Origin of the sequence: Paenibacillus nitricinens (genome assembly GCF_052056485.1) — a bacterium.
Lineage (GTDB): Bacteria > Bacillota > Bacilli > Paenibacillales > Paenibacillaceae > Paenibacillus_AQ > Paenibacillus_AQ nitricinens.
The window spans coordinates 1,714,150-1,739,047 of the sequence record NZ_CP183948.1 but is presented as its reverse complement, the minus strand read 5'-3'; the positions used below and the strand labels follow the sequence as shown (position 1 = coordinate 1,739,047).

Here is a 24,898-nt window from a genome sequence, read left to right as displayed (position 1 = left end):
CATTGATTCGGTTTTTCGCATACAATTGGCTCGTTTACGTTACCGTCGGCACATTGTATTTGGTTTTTCGCATACATTTGGCTCGTTACGTTACCGTCGGCACATTGTATTCGGTTTTTCACATACATTCGGCTCGTTTACGTTACCGTCGGCACATTGTATTTGGTTTTTCGCATACATTTGGCTCGTTTACGTTACTGTCGGCACATTGTATTCGGTTTTTCACATACATTCGGCTCGTTTACGTTACTTGCGGCACATTGTATTCGGTTTTCCGCATACATTTGGCTCGCTTACGTTACTAGCGGCACATTGTATTTGGTATTTAGTTTTTCACATACATTCGGCTCGTTTACGTTACTTGCGGCACATTGTATTCGGTTTTTCGCATACATTTGGCTCGTTACGTTACCGTCGGCACATTGTATTTGGTTTTTCGCATACATTCGGCTCGTTTCGTTACCGTCGGCACATTGTATTCGGTTTTTCGCATACATTTGGCTCGTTACGTTACCGTCGGCACATTGTATTTGGTTTTTCGCATACATTCGGCTCGTTTCGTTACCGTCGGCACATTGTATTCGGTTTTTCGCATACATTCGGCTCGTTTACTTTACCGTCGGCACATTGTATTCGGTTTTCCGCATACATTTCCCTCGTTTACGTTACCGTCGGCACATTGTATTCGGTTTTCCGCATACATTTCCCTCGTTTACGTTACCGTCGGCACATTGTATTTAGTTTTTCGCATACATTTAGCTCGCTTACGTTACCGTCGGCACATTGTATTTGGTTTTTCGCATACATTTGTCCGTAAGCTCGACTAAAACATGCATTTCGAAGGATATAAGGTGCGCTCGGCCCGTTATACATCCCAAAGAGGCGTGTGCTTAATTAAAAACAGGGCTCCCCATCGCCACCAGTTGAATATAGGCCCATCCCATAAATTCGTTTCACATTTCTCCGAAATCTCGAAATTTTATAAATTCTATTCCATAAAAAAACCCGCGCTAGGCGCGGATTCTTAAAGAAGCTATTAATTCTTCTATTATTTCGCACTCTCCGCAATCGTCTTATAAGCCGCTAAATCTGTATACACTTCCACTTTAAGCGGATTGCGTTTATGTTTGATAATCTTATAGAAGTGATAGCCAAACACTGCAATATTAGCAGCTAAAGACAATGCACTCACAACCCAAAGCGCCGTTTCGCTGTGAGAAGATTGTACGGAGAACTTTGAATCGCCAACAAACGCCGGGAACGACATTGTAAACATCATCCAAATCGCCAAAGTCTGTGCACGGTGCTGTAGCCATGCTCCCTTTTTGAAGAAGAATGCTGGAATGGTACAAGAGATCAGAAGCGCTGCACCTGCATAGAAGGAATGATCAGAAACTGCGTTATATACATAGGCAAAGTTCCAAATATCATAAGCAATGATCCAGAACCACAGCTGGTCCGGCCACAACATATCCTTACTCTTATCTTTACTAATAACAATACCCATCCAACCAGAAATCGTAATAATGTTCAGAATACCTGCGATCCCGTTCATAATGTTCCAAGGACCGCCTACCATCATTACGCCATCCACCATACCTTGCAAGCTGTACACTTGGAAATCACGGATAACGGCTTCAAGAATGTTAACTGCAAGGATAATCGCCGGGAACATTAATATATATTTATTTTTGTCCCATCCTTTAACATAACGGATAGCCATAAACCCTATACATCCTGCCAAGGCAGAATATACTTTTACCCAGTGAAACCATGTTCCAGTACTGGAGCCTTCGCCTGCCGTATTTGGCCAGACCGCTATGGTAAGCACAATAGGGACAACGACAAACAAAATGATTGAGAACCACTTGCTTCTTCGAGCTATTTCGTTGAAAAACATTAATCCTGCAAGTACTACCAACCACATTAGAGCAGAGTACCAGGGAATCGATTCGAATAAAAACATAATGTATTCCTCCTAAAAGTTTTATGAGCATAAGCATCACTGATTGTCTTCGTGCAAAACTAGCTTCGTAAGCATTCGTGTTTTTTGTATGTAAGTGATGTCTTGAGACCAATATATCCCATCCTCCTTCGAACGATCAAACCGCTCAAAACGTTGATTTATCAAGGTTTTCATAGTCTCATTTCAAGTTGAGTTTACACATCAATAGGACTGGAATTCATCCAAGGACCTACCCCAAGTAAGGGAATCTATTAGAAACTATGTCTACAGAACTACAGACTGTAAACCTAACTTGAACGTAAAATATCCCCCACAAAGTGGAGTTTTGCTTTAATGCTTACTCAGGTACTTTGTGAGAGGCCCAAAATATATACTTTCTGCAATAAAAAACCTTGCCGACAAATTTCTTTGTGGACAAGGCTACTGTTAACGCTATATTTCAAAAAAATCTGTCAACCAAATATTTCGAATATACGATACAGTTCTCCAGTGTAGGAAAATTCATAATTTCTCCAGCATAATAGATTTCATCTCTGCCCTGCATCTGATCAAGCCGTTCATAAAAGCCGTCACGGATCGCATTAGAATCTACATGGGGGAATTGCCTCCAGCGCTTCATCATATACAGACGGATGTTCTCGCCGCCCAGCTCGTGAAGTTTATTTTCTACCTTTTCCCGCATCTCCAGATCTGTCATTTCATCATTCTCCGCTACGTAAACCGTAACTAAATCCGTTGTGCCCATATCTGCCCACCTGTAATACCATGCCATCATATGTCCCTTGCGTTCAGGATTCATATTACAAGGGATATATCCAGAAAGCTCCGGTAACCCCTTTACTCTGTAGGCGTATACTCTAAACTGTTCATAGGTGATGCTCTCTAATAATGTTCTATCTTCAGAAGACAAGTGCACCATATCGCCTAGATGCTCTAAAGAAGCTGTATAAATAACCTTGTCAAAATAAAAGATGTCCTGATTTGTTTCCACCCGAACTTGGCCGTTTGCCTCTTGCTCCATCTGTAGCACTTCACAAGTCAGACGCAGATCCTCTACTTGGTCAGCCATTCTTCTAATGAGTTCTGTGACTCCCTTAGGCCAGGTTATCATGTGAGTAATCTCAATAAAGGATAATAAATTATCATAAGTAAGAAATTTCAATACATAAGCGGCCGGCACATCCTGAATACTCCCAAAACCAAAAGTATTGAAGTAATGCATATACACCTGCCCAATAACAGAAAGATCATTCTCCGTACACCATTCTGAAAAAGGCTGGCATAAATCTGCTGGTAAGTGGAGAAACCCCGGTTCTAGCAGGGACTCATAACGCTTCAAAATATCAGGCAACCGTTTAAATTCTTGTGTAAACACCTGAATCTGATCCATGGGAATCTGTGAAGTCTTGCGCCCGTTTGTATCAAAAAATCCCCGTTCCAAAAGTGGCCCCTTATCCATAAGGTCGAACTCTCTCATAAGTTCTATCGTATGTTTATAAGTTGGCAAGCCGATTAGGGTTCCCATTTCATAGGTTTTCCCCTTGTATTCAATCGAATGACACTTGCCACCTACCCGGTCTGACTTCTCAAGGAGAGTAATATGGGTATATCCTTTTTTCGCTAGCTGGTAGGCAGCTGTAACCCCAGAAATCCCTGCACCGATGATCCCTATTCTGTCTTCATACTTCACATTAGTCATCATCCGTTATCTCCTTGTAAATAACCATAATGGCAAGGTCTCACGCTGACCCGAATACTCAAGTGCGACATCTGATGGTATTTTCCCCCGATTAGGTCCGTCTGTGATTACCCTGCTAAAATTATAGATTCTCAAGTATTCGTGTAAGCGCTTTTCCAAAGTCTCAAAGGAACCTATCGAAACATCCAACCAAGCCTGCTGGTAAAATTCTTTCGACAACACCGCTACAAAATGCTGTAATGGCTGAAATACTTCGGTCTGATCTGCAGTTATGGCTACTTGATTTATGTTGTTCTTATGTAAAAAATCGCTGTATTTATGTTTGCCTCTATCCCAGTTTGTAGTAAACTCACGACTTTTGTTCGTAACCAAATTGTCGATTTGGAATTCTAATGTCTTCATTAATGGGATGACCTTCAGATGCATAAAATCGATAAATTGAATGGAAGACTTCCGATTATAAAGCTTAACTAAGCCTAATCTGGAATAGGCATCGTAGACCACGTATTGATACACCTTTCCTACCCTTGGGAACACTCCCATATAGCTAATGCTCTGTTGGCACATATACCCGGGATGAGCATTTTCCCGATTTTTCATCTTATAGTCCAGAGGTTTTGGTTTCTCTTTACATCCTCTGCTGTTAGCCGCTTGCGCGCCGTCCCTCTTCTTTGCTTTGATTTCTTTGGCGTAAGCCTCACGTTCTATTCTCTTACTAAGCCTATTTCGACGCAGCACATTATAAATACCTGACTCCCCTATGTTCACACCCTCATCCTGCAGTTCGTAAAAGATTCGCTTGGGTCCATCTTCAGGAAATTTGGCAACGTATTGTAAGATCAATCTTTCCGTTCGCTTATCCACTTTATTAGGCATTACCGGCCTTCGTTCCTTCTCTGCCAGTCCATCCATCCCCTGCTCTTGGTAAGCTTTACACCACTGATAATAGATCGTCCGGGATATACCAAACTCCTTACACGTTTCGCTCACATTGTTGCTGATAGTCCCTTGCATGAGGATATGATATTTGTTGTTTGCATTCATCTATTACACCCCCTATTCTCTTTATTTTATACATAGTCGGCGTTTAATACAGTGCTATTCTACAATTTCTTAAGTTCTTTTCATGACTTATATAACAAGAAATCCATTAAAAAAGAGAGACCGCTCAAGGCTTCTCCCCATTTTGAACAAAATGTGTAATGTATTCCCCTCCAGAAATCTCCAAGCAGTTCAGACGTTGGCCATAGGCACATCCACCATCCACACCAATCTTATCGCCCAGCGGACTAAACCAGATGTCTTCCGAATCATGCAGTTCCGTCGTTGACGTATGTCCAAAAACTACCGTTTTGTTAGTGTTAACTACAGGTTTCGTATAAAATGGTTCTCTGATCCAAATAAAATCATACGGCTCCTGCTGCTTCCAATCCTCAAGTAATGGATTAATGCCTGCATGAACAAAGATATGCTCGTCTGTCTCATAATAGAGGGGTAATGAACTTAGAAAGTCCAAATGATGTTTGTATTTCTGTCTAATTTCTTCTTTCAGCAACATATAATCACGCCAGCCAAAATCTGCTTTAAAAAAGTCAGAATCCGCCTCACAATAGCTCATCAATGTATACAAACCGCCGTTGTTAAGCCAATGTGTATCCAGTTTATCATCCTCGCTGGTGAGCGCGTCATAGGCCATTTTATCATGATTACCTTTTAGAACTGTGACGCCCCATTCCCGCTTTAGGGCCATAACTTGATCCACAATTCCTTTACTATTGAGACCTCTGTCCACATAATCCCCCATCAGGATGAGCTTGTCCTCGGATGGCCGATAGTTTATTTTTTTTAATAATGCGTTGAATTCGGAATAGCTTCCGTGAATGTCGCTAATCGCTAATATTCTGATAGTAATTCCTCCTGGCTCTGGATGCTGCAAGCTAAAACGCCTTCGGCGTCCTTTAAAGGACGGTGAGCGTTTATGCGAGAATTATAAGGATAAAATATATCGTGAAACTTATACTTTCTTATAATTAAAAAAAGACGTTCCGGGCAAAGGCACCGAAATATCTTTTTTTGAAATGGTCGCTATACGGAATCCAAAACGAGTGGATCTTCATCGGATGGATTAAAAAACTGGCGGCTTCTGACTTCATGCACTGCTTCTTGAAAACGATCGCACAGAAAAATCAACTGGTCGATCTCTTTCTTACCCACCTTTTCCGTAACTTCACTTAAAATACCTGAAAAAGTAGCCATCTGGGAATCATAAATCTGCTCCCCTTCATTCGTCAGACCAATATATACAACCCGCCGATCGGTATCGGACGTTGTTCGCACCACATAACCCTTCTCCTCCAAACTGTTAACCATTTGTGTCGCAGTAGGTCTGCTAATTTGGAGCAAGTCGCTTAATCTAGAAATCATGACTCCCTGCTGCTCTTCGACTTCGTCTGAAAGCTTCTTTCGCTTCATTAAATTGTTTATGACATACATCATCATAAATTCTCTATACGAAATCGCTTCCTTCGAGGACGGACGAGAGGTCAAACGCTTAATATTTTCAAAGGCTATAATTAGCTTTTGCTCTTGACTATTTTGAGTATCCATAGGGCACCTCCAATTTAACTCAATCTAATTAGATTACTTACCTATTTCCAAAAAATCAAGTCCAATTCACATTCTGTTTCCATAAAAATTAAATAATTAAACAGTTGTGCTAAATGATGAATTTGTGTATTATACATAAATGATAGTTTGGCTACCTAATTAATAAGACATGAATTCCCAAACTACAATATATAGAAGTTAAAGGAGAGGAACAGCTCTGGAGCATCTTACGCAAAAGAAAAAAGTTACAATTATGATTGCTTTAATGGCGGCTATGTTTTTCGCAGCAATCAACCAGACCATTGTAGGTACTGCAATGCCCCGAATTATTGCGATGTTAGGAGGCATTGAACATTATACTTGGGTAATTACCATCTATATGCTCACCTCCACAATCGCTACCGTACTTGTCGGAAAACTATCTGATATTTACGGGAGAAAGCCATTCCTGCTAGCAGGGATCGTTATTTTTATTATAGGCGCTTTCCTGTCCGGATTGTCGACCAATATTTTTCAAATGATCACTTATCGCGGGATTCAAGGTCTTGGCGGCGGGATTCTAATGTCCGCTACCGTAACCGCTGTAGGTGATTTGTTCGCTCCAAGAGAGAGAGCCAAATGGACTGGAATTATGATGGCCATATTTGGATTCTCTAGTGTAATTGGTCCTACCCTTGGCGGCTTCATGGTGGATCACATGGCTTGGAAATGGATCTTCTGGATCTTCTTGCCTTTCGGTATCGTGGCTTTCTTTATGATTTGGAAAATGTTTCCTAAAACTACACGCTCCACTTCAGAATCCATTGACTACTTAGGCTCCATTTTCCTTTCCCTTACCATTGTTGCACTCTTGCTTGGCTTTTCATGGGCGGGTACAAAATATGAATGGGGTTCCCCAGAGATACTCAGCTTGTTCGGGGCATCTATTCTCGGAGTTATTATTTTAATTCTGATTGAACGAAAAGCTAAAAGTCCAGTATTGCCATTATCCTTATTTAAGAATTCCATCGTAACCATCTCCATGGTTGTCGGCTTCCTGATGAATGCCGGTATGATGGGCGCAATGATCTATCTGCCATTTTTTGTCCAAGGTGTAGAAGGCGTCTCCCCAACCAACTCGGGATTCATTAATATGCCGATGTCACTGGCAATGATTGTACTTAGTACGCTCGTGGGCAGATGGATCTCCAAATCAGGTAAATACAAGCGTTATGCCCTGATTGGTATGCCATTTATGGTTGCAGCCATGATCTTAATGGCCTTTATGAGCAACATTGCGATGGCCGTAGTCAGCATGATTGTCTTCGGTATTGGCTTAGGACTATCGATGCCTGTATTTACCTTAACCGTACAAAATGCCGTAGCGCCTTCCATGCTAGGGGTTGCTACTGCTACAAATACTTTGTTCCGTAATTTAGGCGGAACCATTGGTATTGCTATTATGGGTACCATCATGAATACTACATTAACGAATAAACTAGAAGCAGCGGTGTCCTCTGGCAAGGGTCCAGATTTAACCAAACTTGACCCTGAATCCGCTAAACAGCTTTCCGCATTTATGAATCCGCAAATGCTGCTGGATCAGCCTAAGCTGAAGGAACTGCACGCAACGCTGCCAGAGCAAATCCAACCGCTCTTCAATCAATTGATTGAGATGCTGCGAAATGCACTAAGCGATTCCCTGACGGTTGTATTCTTAAGCGGCACCGCACTGTTAGTCATTGCAGCATTGCTTGTCTTGTTCCTTAAAGAAATTCCGTTACGAAGTGGTGAGAAAAAAACAGAGGTCACTGCAGAGGGAAAAAGCGAAGGCAAAAACCTTGAAAAGTCAGTACCTGCTGCACACTAATCACAAATAAATATACATTAGAGATGTCCGTAAACAGCTTAGGCTGTGCGGCATCTCTTTTTTATGTGAAGGAGATTAGGATTCGGTTGGTTGATCGTTCAATTCTTCGAAATAATCGTAGACTTCGTTTAACAGCTCCATTAACGAATCTGTCTTTTCTCTGCCCATATAATCAATCATGCCTTTAAAGGTATTTCGGGATTTCGTTACGGCCATTTCGGCCAAATGCTCTCCTTTTTCCGTAAGCGTGATTTCACTGATTCGGCGATCCTGGGCATCGGCAGAACGCACTACATATCCCTGTGCAATCAGACTATTGACCATCTGTGTAACCGTAGGAGAAGTGACTTTAAGAAACTTGCTGATATCTGAAACCGTCTGCCCCTTCTTCCCTTCCCGTTCCTTGCCGAGCTTTAAAGAAACCAACATCCGAACCTCACTTGGCTTCAATCCCCAGACTGTAGTTTTACGCCAATTCATCCTGGCAAATTGCTGGAAAGCTTCCATTAGTCCATCAACATTCTGATATTTATCTTCGTTCATCAGTACACCCCATAAGATCCATTTAACACTAAGTATAGCCTAATCGGACATAAAAAAGAATTGATAGATGTCAGGGATCCATTTTCAAATCATTACTAGCGCGATGTATAATAAGATCAGATGAAAGGGCTTGGTCGTCCTTTACTGACGATAAATGATACATTGTTATATATAAAATACAGGCCATTCACGCCTATTCGAAAGAGGTTATCTATCATGTCCTTTTCTTATTCTACACATGACGCTCTAGGGCTTGCTGCGCTTGTCAAAGCACGTGAAGTCTCCCCTCGCGAGTTGGTCGAAGCCGCCTTCGCCCGGCTCGATGAAGTCAATCCAGTCCTTAATGCGGTCGTACGCACTCGTAGAGAAGCTGCTCTTAAGGAAGCTGACGATATGCCTGTCCATGATAGTGCTCGCCCTTTTGCTGGCGTTCCTTTCCTGCTGAAGGATATCTCCCAAGCTATTGCTGGAGAACCTCTTACTTCGGGTGCCTTGCTTATGAAAGACAATATTGCTAGACGTGACTCGAACTACGTAGCACGAATCAGAAACGGCGGATTTATTCCGCTTGGACATACGAATACACCAGAATTCGGCCTCAAAAATATTACCGAGAACATCCTTCATGGCCCGGCACGTAATCCATGGAATCCCGAATATTCCCCCGGTGGTTCGAGTGGCGGCGCTGCTGCTGCGGTAGCTTCTGGTATTGTTCCGGCAGCGGGAGCTAGTGATGGTGGTGGATCGATCCGTATCCCCGCCTCGTTCACCGGCTTGTTCGGGCTAAAGCCAACCCGTGGACGCACTCCAGTAGGACCAGGTGTAGGCCGTCAATGGCAAGGTGCTTCTATCGATTTTGCATTGACAAGGTCAGTTCGCGATACCGCTGCTATGCTGGATTTACTGCAGGTTGTGCAGCCAGAGGCTGCTTTTCAAACACCGTTATATCCTGGTGTCTATCTGGATGATCTATTCAAGCCAACACAGCGAAAACTACGCATAGCGTTCACAACCGCTTCCCCAGTAGGCACACCAGTAACGAATGAAGCCGTAATTGCTGTGCTCAAAACTGTAAAATGGCTCGAAGCTGAAGGGTATGAAGTGGAAGAAAAGCTGAGTCCAGTAAATGGTGTAAGGCTAATGGAGAATTACTATACGATGAATACCGGGGAAGTGGCAGCGATGTTCGTATCGCTGGAGAAGATGAAGGGACGTTCCATTACTCCCAGTGAAGTAGATATCGTCACTTGGGTCCTCGGAGAAGCTGGGAGAAAAGTCTCTGCAGCTGAATTTGTGCATAGTCTGGATGAATGGGATATTGCAGCCGCTCAAATGGCAGGTCTGCTTAATCGCTACGATCTGTATATCACACCAACAAATGCGGATTCAGCACCTAAGATTGGCGAGCTGACGCATAGCGCTGCTGAGATCGAAAAGCTGCTGCATGTACATGAATTGCCGAAAGAAGAGCAGCAGCGCATGATTTACGCGATGTTTGAACCAAGCTTAACTTATACACCGTTCACCCAACTCGCCAATTTGACGGGTCAACCGGCTATGAGTGTTCCTGTCCATATGTCGCGAGAGGGTCTGCCGTTGGGGGTACAGGTAATGGCTGCGAAAGGCCGGGAAGATATACTGCTTCAGCTTGCAGCCCAGCTTGAACAATCCGAACTGTGGATAGGGATGACAGGGAATCCGCTGTTCCCAGAATGAAATTCATGAAGTGGTGGCTAAGTCAATTGAGGATCCTAGTATAGATGAATGCTTATATTATTATATGAATAGGGGTAAAATTGCTAGAAAGAAGCCCGTACTCTTTATTAGTGCGGGCTTCTTTCTGCTTCAAGATGCAAATACTATTTACTATTTACTACCTTGTAGATGGGAAGTTTTATAATAACGGCATTATTTAATCAATTACTGGTGATATACAGATTGGAATCGGTGGTGCAACAACTCTTGGAATTTCTGCTACGGGTAATAGTAATTTGTATATGATCGTTTTCCAGTCCGATCCTTTTACTTGGTACTAAATAAAAAAATCAAAACCATGAAGGATCAGACTTAAGCGATCCTTCATGGTTTTTTATTAGAGTACATATATTAAAAAGAAAAGCTGAGTGCGATTTGTTATTATTCCCTTTTATAAAAAAATGGTATTATCTTCATAAGAAATACCCATTAATTAGGTGGTGTAGAATTGGATGGATAAAAACAACAATAAATTGCTCTTATCAAGTATCGTCATCGGATTATTGATTATGTTCTCACCAATAATCCTTACAGGGTATACCTATTCGACTGACAGTATTTTGGGTCCCCTTTTATATTTTGAATTTACTATCAGATCATTAGCCTTAATTATTGGATTGCTTGTAATTTATGATGGAGTTAAGAATTTCCTCAAAAAATAATACAACGATTTTAATTCTTCTTTAAATGGTGAACCACGACATTTTTTTGACCCAAGGAGACCTCTTCGAATACAAGGGTCTCCTTTGTATTTGATAAGACGACAAGATGCGATATACTATCCGAGGATGATTTCTGTAGAACATAACTCTCGCGATAAAAGTTTTTACCGGAATTATTTTCTGTTATTTTTAATTTCTACTATTAACAGGTTAGCAGTCTTCTAGTGATTATTTTATTCCTTAAATGAACAGACTCTATAAGCTAAGTAGTGCTGGCGCTATTTCTTCTAATTACACCGATAGCTAACGCACAAGATGACATCATCACTAAAGATGATTCAATTACTCAAAGAACTGTAATTGATTCCGAGCTAACTATTGAAAAAAGAAGTGATGGTCGTGTTGTACCTATCGTGAATGCAGATGATTTAGATGATAATCAGCTCAATAGTGTTCTAAGAGCAATGAATTATAGCAATAATTTGATAGAAAGAATGCCTGAGGAGCAAAAAAAGTTTTACGCATCTATTTTACGCATCTAATGGTGGAGTTAATATTCCAAATGTACCAAAGCTCCTGCTACTCCCGCTACTCCTGCTCCCGCCCGCAAATCCCATAAAAGAAGAGATGGATGGCTTCCTCCAGGAAGGCATCTATGTCTTCTTGTTTGCTGGCTTCATCTAGCATTTCCCCCGAACTTCGCATGTACATTCCCATAAATGAAAGAATCCCTTTCGTCGACACTTTACTTGAGATTTCTCCTCGTGCTTTTCCATCCTCCACCATCTTGACCATCAATGGTAAAACGTCATTCGTGTACCGTTCCTCAATATAATGAAACATTTCCTGGTCTTCAACCATAAGCTCCTTTACCGTCGCGGGAGGCAATGAACTGTAGGTTTCTCTTTCCATCGTCATAATATATTGAATAATCTCTTTCAGAGAATGCGCCCCATGAATGTAATCTTCAAAGTCACGAATGGCCTTCTCTATAAAATCCTTAAAGGACTCACTAAGCAGAGCTTCCTTACTGCCAAAATAATTATAAATCGTCACCTGTGAGACCCCTGCTTCTTTGGCAATGTCTGCGATTCGAAGACGTTTGGGCTCCCAAAGCTTGAGCATATCCATTGTAGTTTTCATAATTTTGAGCTTTATCTGTGCCGCTCTTTTCTCAAATCCATTCATGCTATCCACCCTTATTTAATGAAATATTCATAATCAATTATTTCATAATTTCATTGACTTCGTTGTTCACTAGGAATAATATAACATATGAAATATCCAATTAATAATAGTTCATTATTTTGCAGTGGGGGTGGCGGCATGCTTGTAGTTGAAGGCTTAACCAAACGATTTTCGAATGGCAAGGGCATCGAAGATGTTACGTTTACCGTAAATAAAGGCGAGGTGTTTGGATTTCTGGGGCCTAACGGCGCAGGTAAATCAACGACTATAAGACATATCATGGGATTTATGGTGCCGGATCGAGGTTACGCGAGCATCCATGGACTTGATGTATGGAAAGCACAGGGTACGGTCCAGAAGCATATCGGCTATCTCCCTGGTGAGATCAATTTTTTTGACGGGATGACGGGCATTTCCTTTCTTAAATTCATGTCTGGCATGCAAGGGATGAAGAATACTACTAAACGTGACCGCCTGATTGAACGACTGCAATTTGATGCCGCAACTCCGATCCGCAAAATGTCAAAGGGAATGAAGCAAAAAGTCGGTATTGTCGCAGCTTTCATGCACAATCCTGAAGTTATCATTCTGGATGAACCTACCTCGGGTCTCGACCCGCTTATGCAAAAGGTGTTTATTGATCTCGTATTGGAGGAAAAAGCAGCCGGAACCACTTTTCTAATGTCCTCTCACAGCTTTCAAGAAATTGAGCGAACCTGTGACCGCGCTGCAATCATTAAAGACGGACGTATCATCACTGTAAAAGATATTCACGAACTACAATCGATGCAGCGGAAGCTGTTTGAGGTTGTTTTCACAAATCGTGAAGATGCAGAACAATTTGCCGCCTCCGGTCTTCAAGTGGAAGCTCGTGAAGGGAATATGGTCCGCATTGCTGTGCAGGGCAATTACGATCGATTCATTCAGGAAACTGGTAAATACAATATCCGCAGTATGGATGTGTTCACGCAGAATTTAGAGGATATCTTCATGGACTATTATGACCGTGAGGGGGCCGTGCAATGAATCTTCCACTCTATAAAGAAATGATGAGAGTGAACCTGAAAGGAATTATGAATTACGCCTTCGGTTCTGCCTTCTATATTCTGTTTATGATCTGGCTCTATCCAGGGATCGCTGGAAGCACACAAGCTATCGATGATCTCATTAAAGCTATGCCAGAAGGTGTGGGAAAAGCTTTTGGATTAAATAGCGGATTCACCAGTGCTGAGGCGTTTATCTCAGGAGAATATTACGGACTTATTCTGGTGCTGATTCTATCCATTGTCTGTGTACAAATGTCAACACAGCTCATGGCTCGGCTCGTGGATCGCGGCTCTATGGCTTATCTGCTTATAACACCAACTACGCGGAGAAAAGTAGCTACCACGCAGGCGCTTGTACTCACGACAGCTTTGCTCCTGATTATGGGTGTGACTACACTCGCCGGACTATTAGGTAAAGCATGGTTCCTCGGCAGCGAATACGAATTTAACAGCGGACGTTTTGTACAGTTGAATACCGTTGCCTTTTTATTGTTTTTTGCCGTTGCGGGACTGACTTTTCTGATTTCCTCGATATGTAATGATGAGAAAAAAGCGCTTGGGATTTCCGGTGCCATCACCTTCGGATTCTTCACTTTGGACTTGCTTGCTAAAATAAGTGATAAAATGGAGGGGTTACGTTACCTGACCCTATTCTCCTTCTATCAGCCGGGTAAAATCGTTCAAGGTAACGTGGAGATTATTCAGATTTCTAGTTGGTTACTGTTGATCGGTGTTCTCGCTTTCGCCTTAGGGATCGAGCTATTTAAACGACGGGATCTTTCATTATAAGAAAAGGGGGACACTCCGATAGCATATTGCTAACGAAGCGTCCCCCTTTATTAATAGAAGAATATAAAAGCTTCTTCACACTAGAGAAGCATTATTTTAAGATTTCGTATCCGGTCTAGGGGCACCAAAGTTTGGCGTTCCATCTTCATTCCACTCGATCACTTGCACACGCGCATGCCGATTAGGATCATATAACGGGTCTCCTACAATCTCCTTATAGCTTCTAGCATGGAACACCAGGATATCCTGTGTGCCATCTTCAGAAACTGTAAAGCTATTATGCCCCGGACCATACTGACCGTTTTCTTCAGAAGTCGTAAACACAGGTTCTGGTGTTTTGACCCATGATTTCGGATCCATTAATTCACTATTCTCATCAGCGGTTAACAACCCCATACAGTAGTTATGATCTGTCGCACTTGCCGAGAAAGTCATGAAAATACGTCCATTACGCTTAAGGACTGCCGCACCCTCATTCACCAGGAAGCCGATTTTTTCCCATTCATATTCAGGCGTGGTGATGCACACCTGCTCTCCTTTTAATGTCCAAGGATTCTCCATTTCGGAGATATACATATTAGAATTACCAGGAACATCAGGATCCTTTTGTGCCCAAACGTAGTATCTAACCCCTCTGTGTTCAAAAGTGGTTGCATCCAGGGCAAAGGATTCCCATTTCGTTTTGATTTGACCCTTCTCCACCCATTCCCCTTCCAAAGGATTTGCGGATGAATTTTCTATGGCAAACATGCGATGATCAAATAAGCCATCTTTCGTATCGGAAGTATGTGCTGCTGCAAAATACACATACCATTTTCCATCAATATAGTGAATCTCAGGCGCCCAAATGTTGGCACTCATTAAGCCAGTTTCATGCTTCACCCAAATGGTCTTACCCTCAGCCTCAGCTAATCCCTGAATGGATTCAGAACGACGAAGCTCGATTCTATCAAACTCCGGAACCGAAGCTATGAAATAATAATAACCATCAGTATGTTTATAGATCCATGGATCTGCCCTTTGCTCAATAAGCGGATTTTTCGCATTGAATTCTCTCATGATGACAACTCCTATATCTCTCTTTATTTTTAATTTTATGGGTCACCAAAACACACCCTTCCTTATAAAGAAGGTAAGGTGTATTTAAGTTTATGTTCATTGGATCTACCCTTTAATACCTGAATTCAAGTTAATAGATTGAACGAAGTATTTTTGAGCAAATATAAATAGCAGCAAGGTTGGAATGATCGCCAAAATCGCCGACCCCATTAATTGCCCGATCATACGATAGTTTCCATAGATATCTTGAAGCAAGAGCAAACCCGCTGTAACCGGCATTTTGTCTACATCTGTGTACACGATAACCGGCCAGAGGAAGTCATTCCAAGATCCCGTAAAGGAGAACAATCCGCAAACAATCAAAATTGGCTTAACTAGCGGCAATATAATTTGTGCGAAAATTCTAAAATCACTAGCACCGTCAACTTTTGCAGACTCATCTAATTCTTTGGGGATACCGTTCATAAACTGTCTGACCAAGAAGATGTTCCCCATACCCGCAAGACCCGGAATAATCATTGCCCAGGAAGTATTCACCCAACCCAAGGAATCGATAATTTTGTAAGAAGGAATCAAGTTAACCACACCGGGGAAGAAAGAGATGCCTAGCAAAGTGAAGAACAACGTGTCTCTTCCTTTAAAGTTAATCCGGGTATAACCAAAGCCAGTAATCGAAATCACAATAACCACCAGGATGGTGTGGGATGTCGCGATAAATAATGAATTGCCTAACCAACGTAGAATCGGGGCTGTTGAAGTATTGTTCAGAATCGTTACATAGTTCTCAAAAACCCATGTTTCAGGAAATAGTCTAAAGCCGGTGGAAACCACTTCCGTTTGTGATCTAAAAGATGTGGAAATCCCGAATATAACCGGAATAATCCAAATCACACAAAGGATAAGCAAAAAAGCATATGATACATATTTTGAAATGCTAATATTGGATGAGCCTTTTACTTTGCCTGTTCTATTTACAACTGGACGATTATCTAGGCCATTTAACGCCTGATTTGACATTTTAGTACACCTACCTTTTCCATTTCCTTGTTAATCCATTAGTTCCCGAGAACCTTATGTAGCATTTCGGTTCATTACATAATATTGCAGTGCGGAGATCACCAAGATTACTAATCCCAATAACACTGCCATCGCCGATGCCATCCCTGCAATGGATTCACCATTACCGAAAGCTAATTGACGAATATACATCATGAGTACATGTGTACTTTGTCGAGGCCCGCCATCGGTCATCATTAACGGTTGGCCGAATACATTGAAGGCTCCAGCAGTTGTCATAACAAAGGTATAGATTAATGGAAAACGAATAGACGGCAAGGTGATACTTGTGAATCTTTTAATTGAACCCGCACCATCGAGCTCTGCCGATTCATATAATTCCTGCGCAACACCACTTAAGGAAGCACGATAAATAATCATGTTGCCCCCAATACCACCCCATAGTGTAATTACAATGATGATAATCCACGCATACGGCTGATTTGCTGGCCAAGCAATTTGTGATCCGAATAGATTACCAGTAATCCCTAATTGCTTATTAAAGATCAAAAGCCAGATTAGTGCTGCCGCAGAAATTGAAATTAAGCCTGGAATATAGAGAATAGATTGAATTAAGCTCTTCATTTTAACTTTTTTATGTTCAAGTGCAACAGCAACCATTAATGGGATAACTATTAATAATGGAACAGAGAGAACCACAAAGACCAGCGTATTTTTCAGACCTCTGAAAAATTGAGTATGAAACGTTGATTTGCCATCAAAAAGAATGGCCTTATAGTTATCAAAGCCTACCCATACCGGGTCACTCATTAAATTCCACTTTGTAAATGAAGCATAAATCCCATAAATCGTTGGCAATAAAATGAAGATAGCAAACAAAATGACGTGCGGACCTACAAAGAAGGCAGGTGCCCAGTTTATTTTCTTTTTCATAGGATTTCATTTCTCCTTTTGCACAAAGTAATGCACCACAGTACGGCACATTACTTCGTACAATCTATTCTATTTCGCTTTATTTCGCTGCACTGCTGCTTTCTGCGATCTTATCTTCTACAAACTTCTGCATGGTTGCCAAGGTCTCATCTAGATCAACGTTACCGCGAACGATATCTGCGCAATAAGTATCTACTGCTTCTGCAATGTATGGGTAGTACTCATATGTGTAAATGTAAAGGGATTCAATTTCTTTTTCATTAGAAGTAAAGAAGGATTGCATGTAGTTTTGGTATTCCGGACTTTGGTTAACTACGTTACTGGCTACGTTTTGACCAGCTTTTGCCCATTCCATTGAGTTTGTACGCACATATTCTAAGAAGTTAGCAATCCCTACTTCTTTTTCATCTGTTCTCTTGTCGTTCTTAAGCATAGCGAACAAGTGAGAAGAAGATCTGTTCGTGAATTTATCAGCGGTTGGAGAATAAATGTTAGTCACACCAAAGTTCAAGCCTTCAACTCCGGCATGTGCGGTAGAACTCCAAGTTCCATCTGTGGAGAAGAGTACATTTTGGGATTGGAACATCAAGTAACCGTCTTCACCAAATGGAGTCATCAAACCCGCATCGGCAATTTTCTTAACATCTTCAAAAGCTTGTTTAAATACTGGGGAGTTAACAGCCGGTTTGCCATCCACCTGAATATCTCCGCCCAAGTTTTGAATTTGAGCCAGGATAACCCATCCGAGCAAGGCATCATTCACTACATAGTCGCCTTCATCCAATTTACCTTCCAAGGAAAGCATTTCATCAATCGTAACAACGTTATCATCCAAGAAAGATTCAGCATTATATTTCTTGAGCAAATCTTTATTGTAATACATTACGTTACTGTGGATATCAAGAGGTACTGTGTATTGCGTTCCGTCGATGTTACCAGTGTTCCAAGCTTGTGGTAAGTAATTTTCAGCTTTTAGTTCAGGTTGTGCCGGCAATACAGTATCTTGCATGGGTTCTAAGACACCTTGCTTAACAAACCCAGGAACACGGTCAGCGTGGATAATTGCTAAATCAGGAACACCTTTGCTGGAAGCCAAAACGGTAGAAATTTTCGTGTACATATCAGCTGTAATAACGTGCTTCACTTTAATCTCTGGATTCGTTGCATTGTATTCTTTAACGATTTGATCCATATAAGCACCATCATCACCGGTCAGCGGTGTCCAGAACGTAATCGTCTTACTATCATCTTTACCACCACATCCTGCTAACACTGTCGTTAACATTAGAACCGTTGCTAATACTACTCCAAATTTCTTTTTCATTACTCTCTCCCCCTGCAGCTGTAATGTTAAGATAATCATTCACATTAACTTTGTTGGAAACGATTAACTTAAACTTAGTATACAGTCGATTTGAAAGCGTAGTCAATAACTTTTAAATAAACTTAATTGATTTTTTTAAATCTTAGTTAACCTTTTAGTTCATTAAGACGAGATGAAAGCGATATATTATTTACTTCAGTTACCTTTCGTGTTACTTTATATAGAGATTAATAAACTTTACAGTATATGAAATTACTTTGAAAGAAGTGGATAAAATGCAATTGGAAATAGACAAGTCCTCTCTCGTTGTTTATGAAGCCTTGGCAAGTGAAGTACGAATAAAAATCATTCAGTTACTCTCCAAAAATAAGATGAACATCAAAGATTTGGCAGAAGAACTTAAAATAAGCAGTCCCATCGTAACAAAACATATTAAAAAGTTAGAAGATGCAGGCATCATAAAAACAGAAAAGGTTCCTGGTAAATCCGGAATGCAAAAAATTTCAATTCTTAGAGTCGATCATATTGAGATTAACTTCCCTAAGAAAATCTTTCATTCCTTTGCCTCCTATGAGACATCCGTGCCGATTGGTCATTATACGGACTATGATCTGAAGCCTACATGCGGACTTGCCACAGAGAAAGAGTTTATCGGCAGAGTAGACGAACCCAAGTATTTCATGGACTCTAAAAGAGTCGATGCAGAGATTCTATGGTTTACCCAAGGTTATGTTCAATACAACATTGCCAATTTCCTAAAAAAAGATGAAACCTTACAGCAATTTGAGATTAGCTTAGAGCTTTCTTCTGAATTCCCATTTGCCAATGACGTATGGCCTTCAGACATTACCTTTTCATTGAACGGCTTGGAACTAGGTACTTGGACAAGCCCTGGCGATTTTGCTGATGCAAGAGGTAAATTCACACCTGAGTGGTGGCCGCACAATATTAACCAGTATGGATTACTAAAAACGATTAGAATCACTAATCACAATGGAACATACATTGACGGTGACCCCATGTCTTCCGTTTCGATAGAGGATTTAGATACGACCTGTGACCGATGGACTTTCCGGATCGAAGTGAAGGAAGATGCAAAACACGTCGGAGGCGCGACAATTTTCGGAAAAAAATTCGGAAATCATGATCAAGATATTATGTTCAAAATGTATTACCTTTAAAATCTTCTAGTACACTTAAGAATCAAGGCTGGTTCTTTCATGGGGGCGAACAACTAATTAGTATTTATTCTTCCTTAGCCCCCCTATCTGTACTGTGATATGAACCAGTTATCACTTTCCCCTATCCAGCTCTTTATCGCCCACATCTCCCACCTTCTTTTACTTTCCACAACTTCAGTAGTAATCTACAGTACTTTTCATACGCTATCCAAACCCAACTCCCTTTTATTAATAAAAATATAAATAGATTCATTATTTCATAAATTTCTATTTGACTATATGCTAATATCATGCTTAAAATGAGATCAATATACAACGTTTTCCACGATATGGTTTGTATGAACATAAAACAAATCCATTTTGATTTGTGAAAAACGTTTTTTTAGTAGTTTTATTGTAAGCGTTTTACATTTTTCGTACCGCCGCAATCTCTAATCAATAGAATCGGAGGATCATGAATTTGAGGAAAACAACTCGTAAGCTAACCGCTTCACTTCTTGCACTCACGCTGCTAGTACCTGCACCATTCATTTCAGCAGCTTCTGCAAGCGATTCCAAAACAATCGCACTATCCACGCATCAACAGGCTGTCGATTATTCAGGCCACTGGGCACAGAAAGATTTTCAATCCTGGGTGGATAAGGGCTTGATTTCAGGCTATGGAAATGGAATTTACAAACCGAATCAAGAGATCACCCGCGCGGAATGGGTCACATTGATCAATCGGGCCTTTAATTTGCAGGAAAAATCAGAAATTGCCTTCACGGATGTACTGGAGTCAGGCGCTTATTACAGCGATATCCAGAAAGCTTCGGCTGCAGGATATGTATCAGGATATAGCGATGGCACCTTCCGTCCAACACAGGTAGTAAGCCGTCAAGAAGCCGCGGTTATGCTGCACAGACTATTCCAGCTCAATTCTTCTGCAAATACTGCTGCACCAAAAGATGTTGAAGATTTACCCTCATGGAGCCAAGAAGCTGTAATATCTTTATTTGGTGAAGGTTATTTGAATGGTTATAGTGACGGCAGCTTTAAAGGCGCAAAAGCCGTAACAAGAGCGGAAGCACTGCGCATGATTGAGAAGTTGGCCGGGCAAATCACTTCTAAGAGCGGGAGTTATACGGGGATTACCACTCAGAATATGGTAATTAATAGCCCGGGTGTTGAGTTGAACAACTCCACCATCTCCGGAAACCTGTACCTTACCGAAGGGATTGCAGAAGGCGATATCACGCTGAATAACGTCACTGTTAAAGGAACAATATTCGTATCCGGCGGCGGCGAAAATAGTATCGTGCTTAGTAACTCTAATGCAGGTGACATGGTTGTAGATAAGCGTAATGGGAGACTTCGCGTCGTTACTAAAGGAACGAGTGCCGTACCAAGCGTACGTGTACATTCCGGTGTAGCGCTTGAGGAAGATACTACTTTGACGGGAGCAGGCTTCGGTCGGGTCGTTATAGAGAATACGCTCCCGAACGATTCAATCATCAGGCTGAGAGGAAACTTTGATTCTGCTGAGGTACGGGCGTTAGGAGTGCCTACACTACATCTAGCTGCAGGCAGTATTACTGAAGTTACATTGAACCAATTAGCCAAGCTGCGTGTAGATGCTGGTGCAGCAATCAAGAATCTTATCCTTGGCATAAACGAGATGATTACTATCCAAGGCACCGGTAAGATTAGCTTTGACAGTAAATACAGTAATCTAATCAAATTTGAAATACCTACTCCGACAGCTACGGCAACGTCTGGTTCTGGTGGCTCAGGTTCTGGTGGATCGGACGGCGGCGCTGTGGCTACACCTTCTCCGGTTCCTACACCTACAGTGACTCCTACTGCTACACCGGGTCCGTCAGCAACGGCACCAGCACTCTCCAATGTTTCTGTACATGATCCGTCAGTGGCTGTAGACAAAGGAACGTATTATGTATTCGGGTCTCATATCGATGCTGCCAAAAGCGATGATCTGCTGAACTGGACTCGTTTCACAAATGGTTATACAACACCGGGCAACGTACTCTTTGGTGATCTTTCCGCGAATCTGGCAGAATCCTTTAAATGGGCTGGAGAGAACGATTCTGACAGTAAAGGCGGATTCTCCATATGGGCTCCAGACGTTTTCTGGAATGAGGATTATAAGAATGCGGACGGGACCACTGGTGCTTATATGATGTATTATAGCGCTTCTTCCACTTACATCCGCTCAGCGATCGGCTTTGCCACTTCGCAAAATATTGAAGGTCCTTATACCTATGGAAATACCGTAATTTATTCCGGCTTCACCAAGGAAGAAGATTACGATACTAACAGCAAAATTAATAAAAAATGGACAAACACAAATATTCAAAAGCTTATTAATAACGGAACATTAGAAGATGCCAACCCAGATTGGTTTGACGCAGGCGGTTCTTATAAGAACAAAACGTATACAAACGCAATTGACCCGACGTTATTCTACGATAAAGACGGCAAGCTGTGGATGACTTATGGATCATGGTCAGGCGGCATATTTATTCTAGAAATCGATCCAGCTTCCGGCGAGCCTAAATATCCGGGTAAAGATGGAACGACCGCTGATGGACGTCTAATCGACCGGTATTTCGGTACCCATATTTCTGGCGGTATGACCAAATCGGGCGAAGGTCCGTATATCGTTTACGACAAGAATACTGGTTACTACTTCTTATATGTAACTTATGGAGGACTTGCGTCCGACGGTGGTTACAATATGCGTCAGTTCCGTTCAACGAATCCGGATGGTCCTTATGTGGATGCTGCCGGACAAAGTGCAGTGCTGGCAACAAGCAATGACCATTCGGGCGTTGGCAACAAAGTTCTTGGTAACTTCTTGTTCACGAACGTGAATAGTGACCCAGACTTTCAAACCTACGGCTATGTTGCTTCAGGCCATAATTCAGTGAATTATGATGAAGAGACAGGTAAAATATTCAACTTCTTCCACACTCGTTTCCCGCAGCGTGGTGAAACACATGAGCTTCGTGTGCATCAAATGTTCACCAACGAGGATGGATGGCCGCTCACTTCTCCTCATCGTTACACTGGTGAAACTATCGCTGCTGTTATGCAGGATGATGTTATTGGAGCTTATCAGTTCGTGAATCACGGGAAAGATACTTCTGCTAAAATTAAATCCACAACAGCTATCGAACTGCGAGGTGATGGAACTATTACAGGGTCCGTAACCGGTTCTTGGGCGCTAAAAGGAGAGTATTACGCCGACCTGCTCATCAATGAAACAGAAAACGGAGCTACTGTACAAAATCTCTACAAAGGTGTATTCGTAAAACAATGGGATTCCACTCGTCAGAGCAATGTTATGACTTTCACAGCCATGTCCAATAAGGGTGTTACCGTCTGGGGCAGCCAAATTGAACTGCTGAGCACAGATCAAATTGTATCCAATGTTAAAGATAGTTTAAGCCTAGGCAACACAAGTAAAGTGTACAAAGATCTTACGCTCCCAACTGAGGCCGTAAGCGGAACAGTCATTACGTGGTCATCTTCCAATGAAGCCGTAGTAGGAAACGATGGTTCAGTTGTTCGTCCTGAAAAAGGACTCGGCAACGCAACGATTGAACTTACTGCTACGATTGTGCTGGGTGAGTCTACTGCAACTAAGACCTTTACTATCGTTGTAATGGAACTGACTGGAAATATACTGGAAGACGGTTTGGTGGCAGCGTATGATTTTGAAGGAGATCTTTCAGAGAACGGAGATCGTACTGATAAGGGTACAATTACCGGCAATCGGATTAACAATACTGGTGGGAACATTACCTATGAGACTGGTGAAGTTGGTCTTGCAGCTAAATTCGACGGTAGCTCCGGTATTCGCCTACCAAATGGTTTGATTAAAGGCAACACCTACACAGTAGGCATGTGGCTTAACCCAAAAGAATTGACTCAATTCACTACAGCCTTCTTTGGTGCTACAACTGATACGAATTGGATTAGTCTCTTGCCTTATGGAAACGGCGGAGCTACAACCCGGATGTGGTTTGGCAGTCAAACCTTCCATGATGCAGAAGCAGGCATGCAGATTCCAGTTAACCGATGGTCACATATAGCTTTCACTTACGATGCTGGGACTGTGAAGCTCTATGTAAACGGAGTATTGAAGTACACTGGAAAAGGATTTACGGATGTATTTGACAGCGCAGATGCAGTATTCTCCTTGGGCGTAAACTATTGGGATATCCCCTACAAAGGATTGATAGATGACCTGCGAATCTATGAAAGTGCACTCTCCGCAGAAGCGGTTGACTTGCTGGTAAACGGTCAGCCTGACAGCAATGTTAAAGTAAGTACGATAACCATCACAGAGCCTGAAATAGCATTGGAATTAGGAAATAACTTTACGCCGCAAGTACAAGTACTGCCTGCCAATGCCGGAAATAAGAAACTCACTTGGAGTTCTAGTGATCCTAGCGCCGTTTCAATAGATGGTATAACCGGAACCATAACAGCACTAACGGTCGGTGGTGAAGCAGTAATTACTGCTACTGCGGCTGATGGTAGTGGTGTCTCAGCAGACTATAAGGTAAACGTTACGGATGGAAAAGTAGCCTATTATGCTTTTGACGGAAACCTTGATGACTCCCTCCAATTGGTCGGTACTGGCCAGGTTACGGGAATAAAAATCGAAGCTCCAACTGTAGGTAACATTACTTACGGTAGCGGTATCATTAATCAAGCAGCAGTATTTGACGGTGTTTCCGGAATCCGGTTACCTGATGGATTAATTGACAGCAATACCTATACCGTATCTATGTGGTTAAACCCTGAGCAGCTTACTGATGCAACAACAACCTTCTTCGGTGCTGCTTCGATAAACAGCTGGATTAGCTTCGTTCCTCAGAACGGCGGAGGTAAAACACTCCTATGGTCTGGCGAGGCCTGGTATGATGCTGTTTCCGCTATGAAGATTCCAGAGAATAAATGGACGCATGTAGCATTTACGGTCAACAACGGTACCGTGAAGGTATACCTCGACGGAGTTGAGCAATTCTCCGGTGAGGGCTTCCCGAATGTGTTTAAGAACAAGAATGGTGTATTCGCACTTGGCGTAAACTATTGGGACGTACCTTATAAGGGAATGATTGATGAACTGAAGATTTACAGCAGAGCACTCAAATCAGACGAAATACTGACCGAATATAACTCAAATGTAAATTAAGAGAATCATCATTTGGAAAGAGAGCGGAGCCTCAGGCTCCGTTCTTTTTATCTTAAATCACGCGATTAAAGTGAATG

General features: G+C 41.9%; 18 protein-coding genes. 7 read left to right on the top strand and 11 right to left on the bottom strand.

Annotated elements, in window-relative coordinates:
* Positions 1-1,048: 1,048 nt before the first annotated feature.
* The 5 genes from ACN6KS_RS07715 to ACN6KS_RS07695 all read right to left on the bottom strand — a co-directional run bounded on the left by ACN6KS_RS07715 (position 1,049) and on the right by ACN6KS_RS07695 (position 6,272).
* Positions 1,049-1,966, bottom strand: coding sequence for a DUF5692 family protein (locus tag ACN6KS_RS07715; RefSeq protein WP_094876867.1), 918 nt, complete (start codon positions 1,964-1,966; stop codon positions 1,049-1,051).
* A 439-nt stretch (positions 1,967-2,405) separates the two neighbouring features.
* Positions 2,406-3,668, bottom strand: coding sequence for an FAD-dependent oxidoreductase (locus ACN6KS_RS07710; RefSeq protein WP_094871637.1), 1,263 nt, complete (start codon positions 3,666-3,668; stop codon positions 2,406-2,408).
* Between the two features lie 3 nt (positions 3,669-3,671).
* Positions 3,672-4,709 (bottom strand): helix-turn-helix domain-containing protein, encoded by a 1,038-nt coding sequence (locus tag ACN6KS_RS07705; RefSeq protein ID WP_440961727.1) that lies wholly within the window; start codon positions 4,707-4,709, stop codon positions 3,672-3,674.
* Between the two features lie 124 nt (positions 4,710-4,833).
* On the bottom strand, positions 4,834-5,601 hold the full coding sequence (locus ACN6KS_RS07700) for a metallophosphoesterase family protein (protein WP_306440465.1): 768 nt from the start codon (positions 5,599-5,601) through the stop codon (positions 4,834-4,836).
* Between the two features lie 149 nt (positions 5,602-5,750).
* The gene (locus tag ACN6KS_RS07695) at positions 5,751-6,272 is read right to left on the bottom strand and encodes a MarR family winged helix-turn-helix transcriptional regulator (RefSeq protein ID WP_094871634.1); all 522 of its coding nucleotides are present in this window, start codon (positions 6,270-6,272) and stop codon (positions 5,751-5,753) included.
* A 217-nt stretch (positions 6,273-6,489) separates the two neighbouring features.
* On the opposite strand from ACN6KS_RS07695, the gene ACN6KS_RS07690 reads away from it, so the two are divergent.
* Positions 6,490-8,121: an MDR family MFS transporter gene (locus tag ACN6KS_RS07690; protein WP_094871632.1), complete on the top strand. Its 1,632-nt coding sequence runs from the start codon at positions 6,490-6,492 to the stop codon at positions 8,119-8,121.
* A 75-nt stretch (positions 8,122-8,196) separates the two neighbouring features.
* On the opposite strand, the gene ACN6KS_RS07685 is transcribed toward ACN6KS_RS07690, so the two are convergent.
* Positions 8,197-8,664: a MarR family winged helix-turn-helix transcriptional regulator gene (locus ACN6KS_RS07685; protein ID WP_042186061.1), complete on the bottom strand. Its 468-nt coding sequence runs from the start codon at positions 8,662-8,664 to the stop codon at positions 8,197-8,199.
* 216 nt (positions 8,665-8,880) lie between these two features.
* Here ACN6KS_RS07685 and ACN6KS_RS07680 point away from each other — a divergent pair, with 216 nt between their 5' ends.
* Both ACN6KS_RS07680 and ACN6KS_RS07675 read left to right on the top strand, forming a co-directional pair.
* Entirely contained in the window at positions 8,881-10,380 is a 1,500-nt protein-coding gene (locus ACN6KS_RS07680; protein WP_440961726.1) for an amidase, read from the top strand.
* A gap of 970 nt (positions 10,381-11,350) precedes the next feature.
* Positions 11,351-11,623, top strand: a complete 273-nt coding sequence (locus ACN6KS_RS07675) for a hypothetical protein (RefSeq protein ID WP_094876863.1) — start codon at positions 11,351-11,353, stop codon at positions 11,621-11,623.
* A gap of 46 nt (positions 11,624-11,669) precedes the next feature.
* On the opposite strand, the gene ACN6KS_RS07670 is transcribed toward ACN6KS_RS07675, so the two are convergent.
* Entirely contained in the window at positions 11,670-12,269 is a 600-nt protein-coding gene (locus ACN6KS_RS07670; protein WP_440961725.1) for a TetR/AcrR family transcriptional regulator, read from the bottom strand.
* Positions 12,270-12,407: 138 nt separating this feature from the next.
* Between ACN6KS_RS07670 and ACN6KS_RS07665 the strand changes: the two genes are divergently transcribed.
* Both ACN6KS_RS07665 and ACN6KS_RS07660 read left to right on the top strand, forming a co-directional pair.
* Positions 12,408-13,295, top strand: coding sequence for an ABC transporter ATP-binding protein (locus tag ACN6KS_RS07665; protein ID WP_440962376.1), 888 nt, complete (start codon positions 12,408-12,410; stop codon positions 13,293-13,295).
* Positions 13,292-14,104: an ABC transporter permease subunit gene (locus tag ACN6KS_RS07660; protein WP_094876861.1), complete on the top strand. Its 813-nt coding sequence runs from the start codon at positions 13,292-13,294 to the stop codon at positions 14,102-14,104. The genes ACN6KS_RS07665 and ACN6KS_RS07660 overlap by 4 nt, the downstream gene beginning before the upstream one ends.
* Before the next feature lie 96 nt (positions 14,105-14,200).
* Here ACN6KS_RS07660 and ACN6KS_RS07655 read toward each other — a convergent pair whose 3' ends face one another.
* The 4 genes from ACN6KS_RS07655 to ACN6KS_RS07640 all read right to left on the bottom strand — a co-directional run bounded on the left by ACN6KS_RS07655 (position 14,201) and on the right by ACN6KS_RS07640 (position 18,437).
* Entirely contained in the window at positions 14,201-15,163 is a 963-nt protein-coding gene (locus tag ACN6KS_RS07655) for a glycoside hydrolase family 43 protein (protein WP_440961724.1), read from the bottom strand.
* A gap of 105 nt (positions 15,164-15,268) precedes the next feature.
* Positions 15,269-16,180, bottom strand: coding sequence for a carbohydrate ABC transporter permease (locus ACN6KS_RS07650; protein WP_094871617.1), 912 nt, complete (start codon positions 16,178-16,180; stop codon positions 15,269-15,271).
* A gap of 54 nt (positions 16,181-16,234) precedes the next feature.
* A complete protein-coding gene (locus ACN6KS_RS07645; RefSeq protein ID WP_094871615.1) occupies positions 16,235-17,113 on the bottom strand; it encodes a carbohydrate ABC transporter permease in 879 nt (292 codons plus the stop codon).
* 79 nt (positions 17,114-17,192) lie between these two features.
* Positions 17,193-18,437 (bottom strand): extracellular solute-binding protein, encoded by a 1,245-nt coding sequence (locus ACN6KS_RS07640; protein WP_341134098.1) that lies wholly within the window; start codon positions 18,435-18,437, stop codon positions 17,193-17,195.
* 275 nt (positions 18,438-18,712) lie between these two features.
* On the opposite strand from ACN6KS_RS07640, the gene ACN6KS_RS07635 reads away from it, so the two are divergent.
* Both ACN6KS_RS07635 and ACN6KS_RS07630 read left to right on the top strand, forming a co-directional pair.
* Positions 18,713-19,618 (top strand): ArsR/SmtB family transcription factor, encoded by a 906-nt coding sequence (locus ACN6KS_RS07635; RefSeq protein WP_042186035.1) that lies wholly within the window; start codon positions 18,713-18,715, stop codon positions 19,616-19,618.
* Between the two features lie 460 nt (positions 19,619-20,078).
* Positions 20,079-24,821, top strand: a complete 4,743-nt coding sequence (locus tag ACN6KS_RS07630; RefSeq protein ID WP_440961723.1) for a LamG-like jellyroll fold domain-containing protein — start codon at positions 20,079-20,081, stop codon at positions 24,819-24,821.
* Positions 24,822-24,898: the final 77 nt, after the last annotated feature.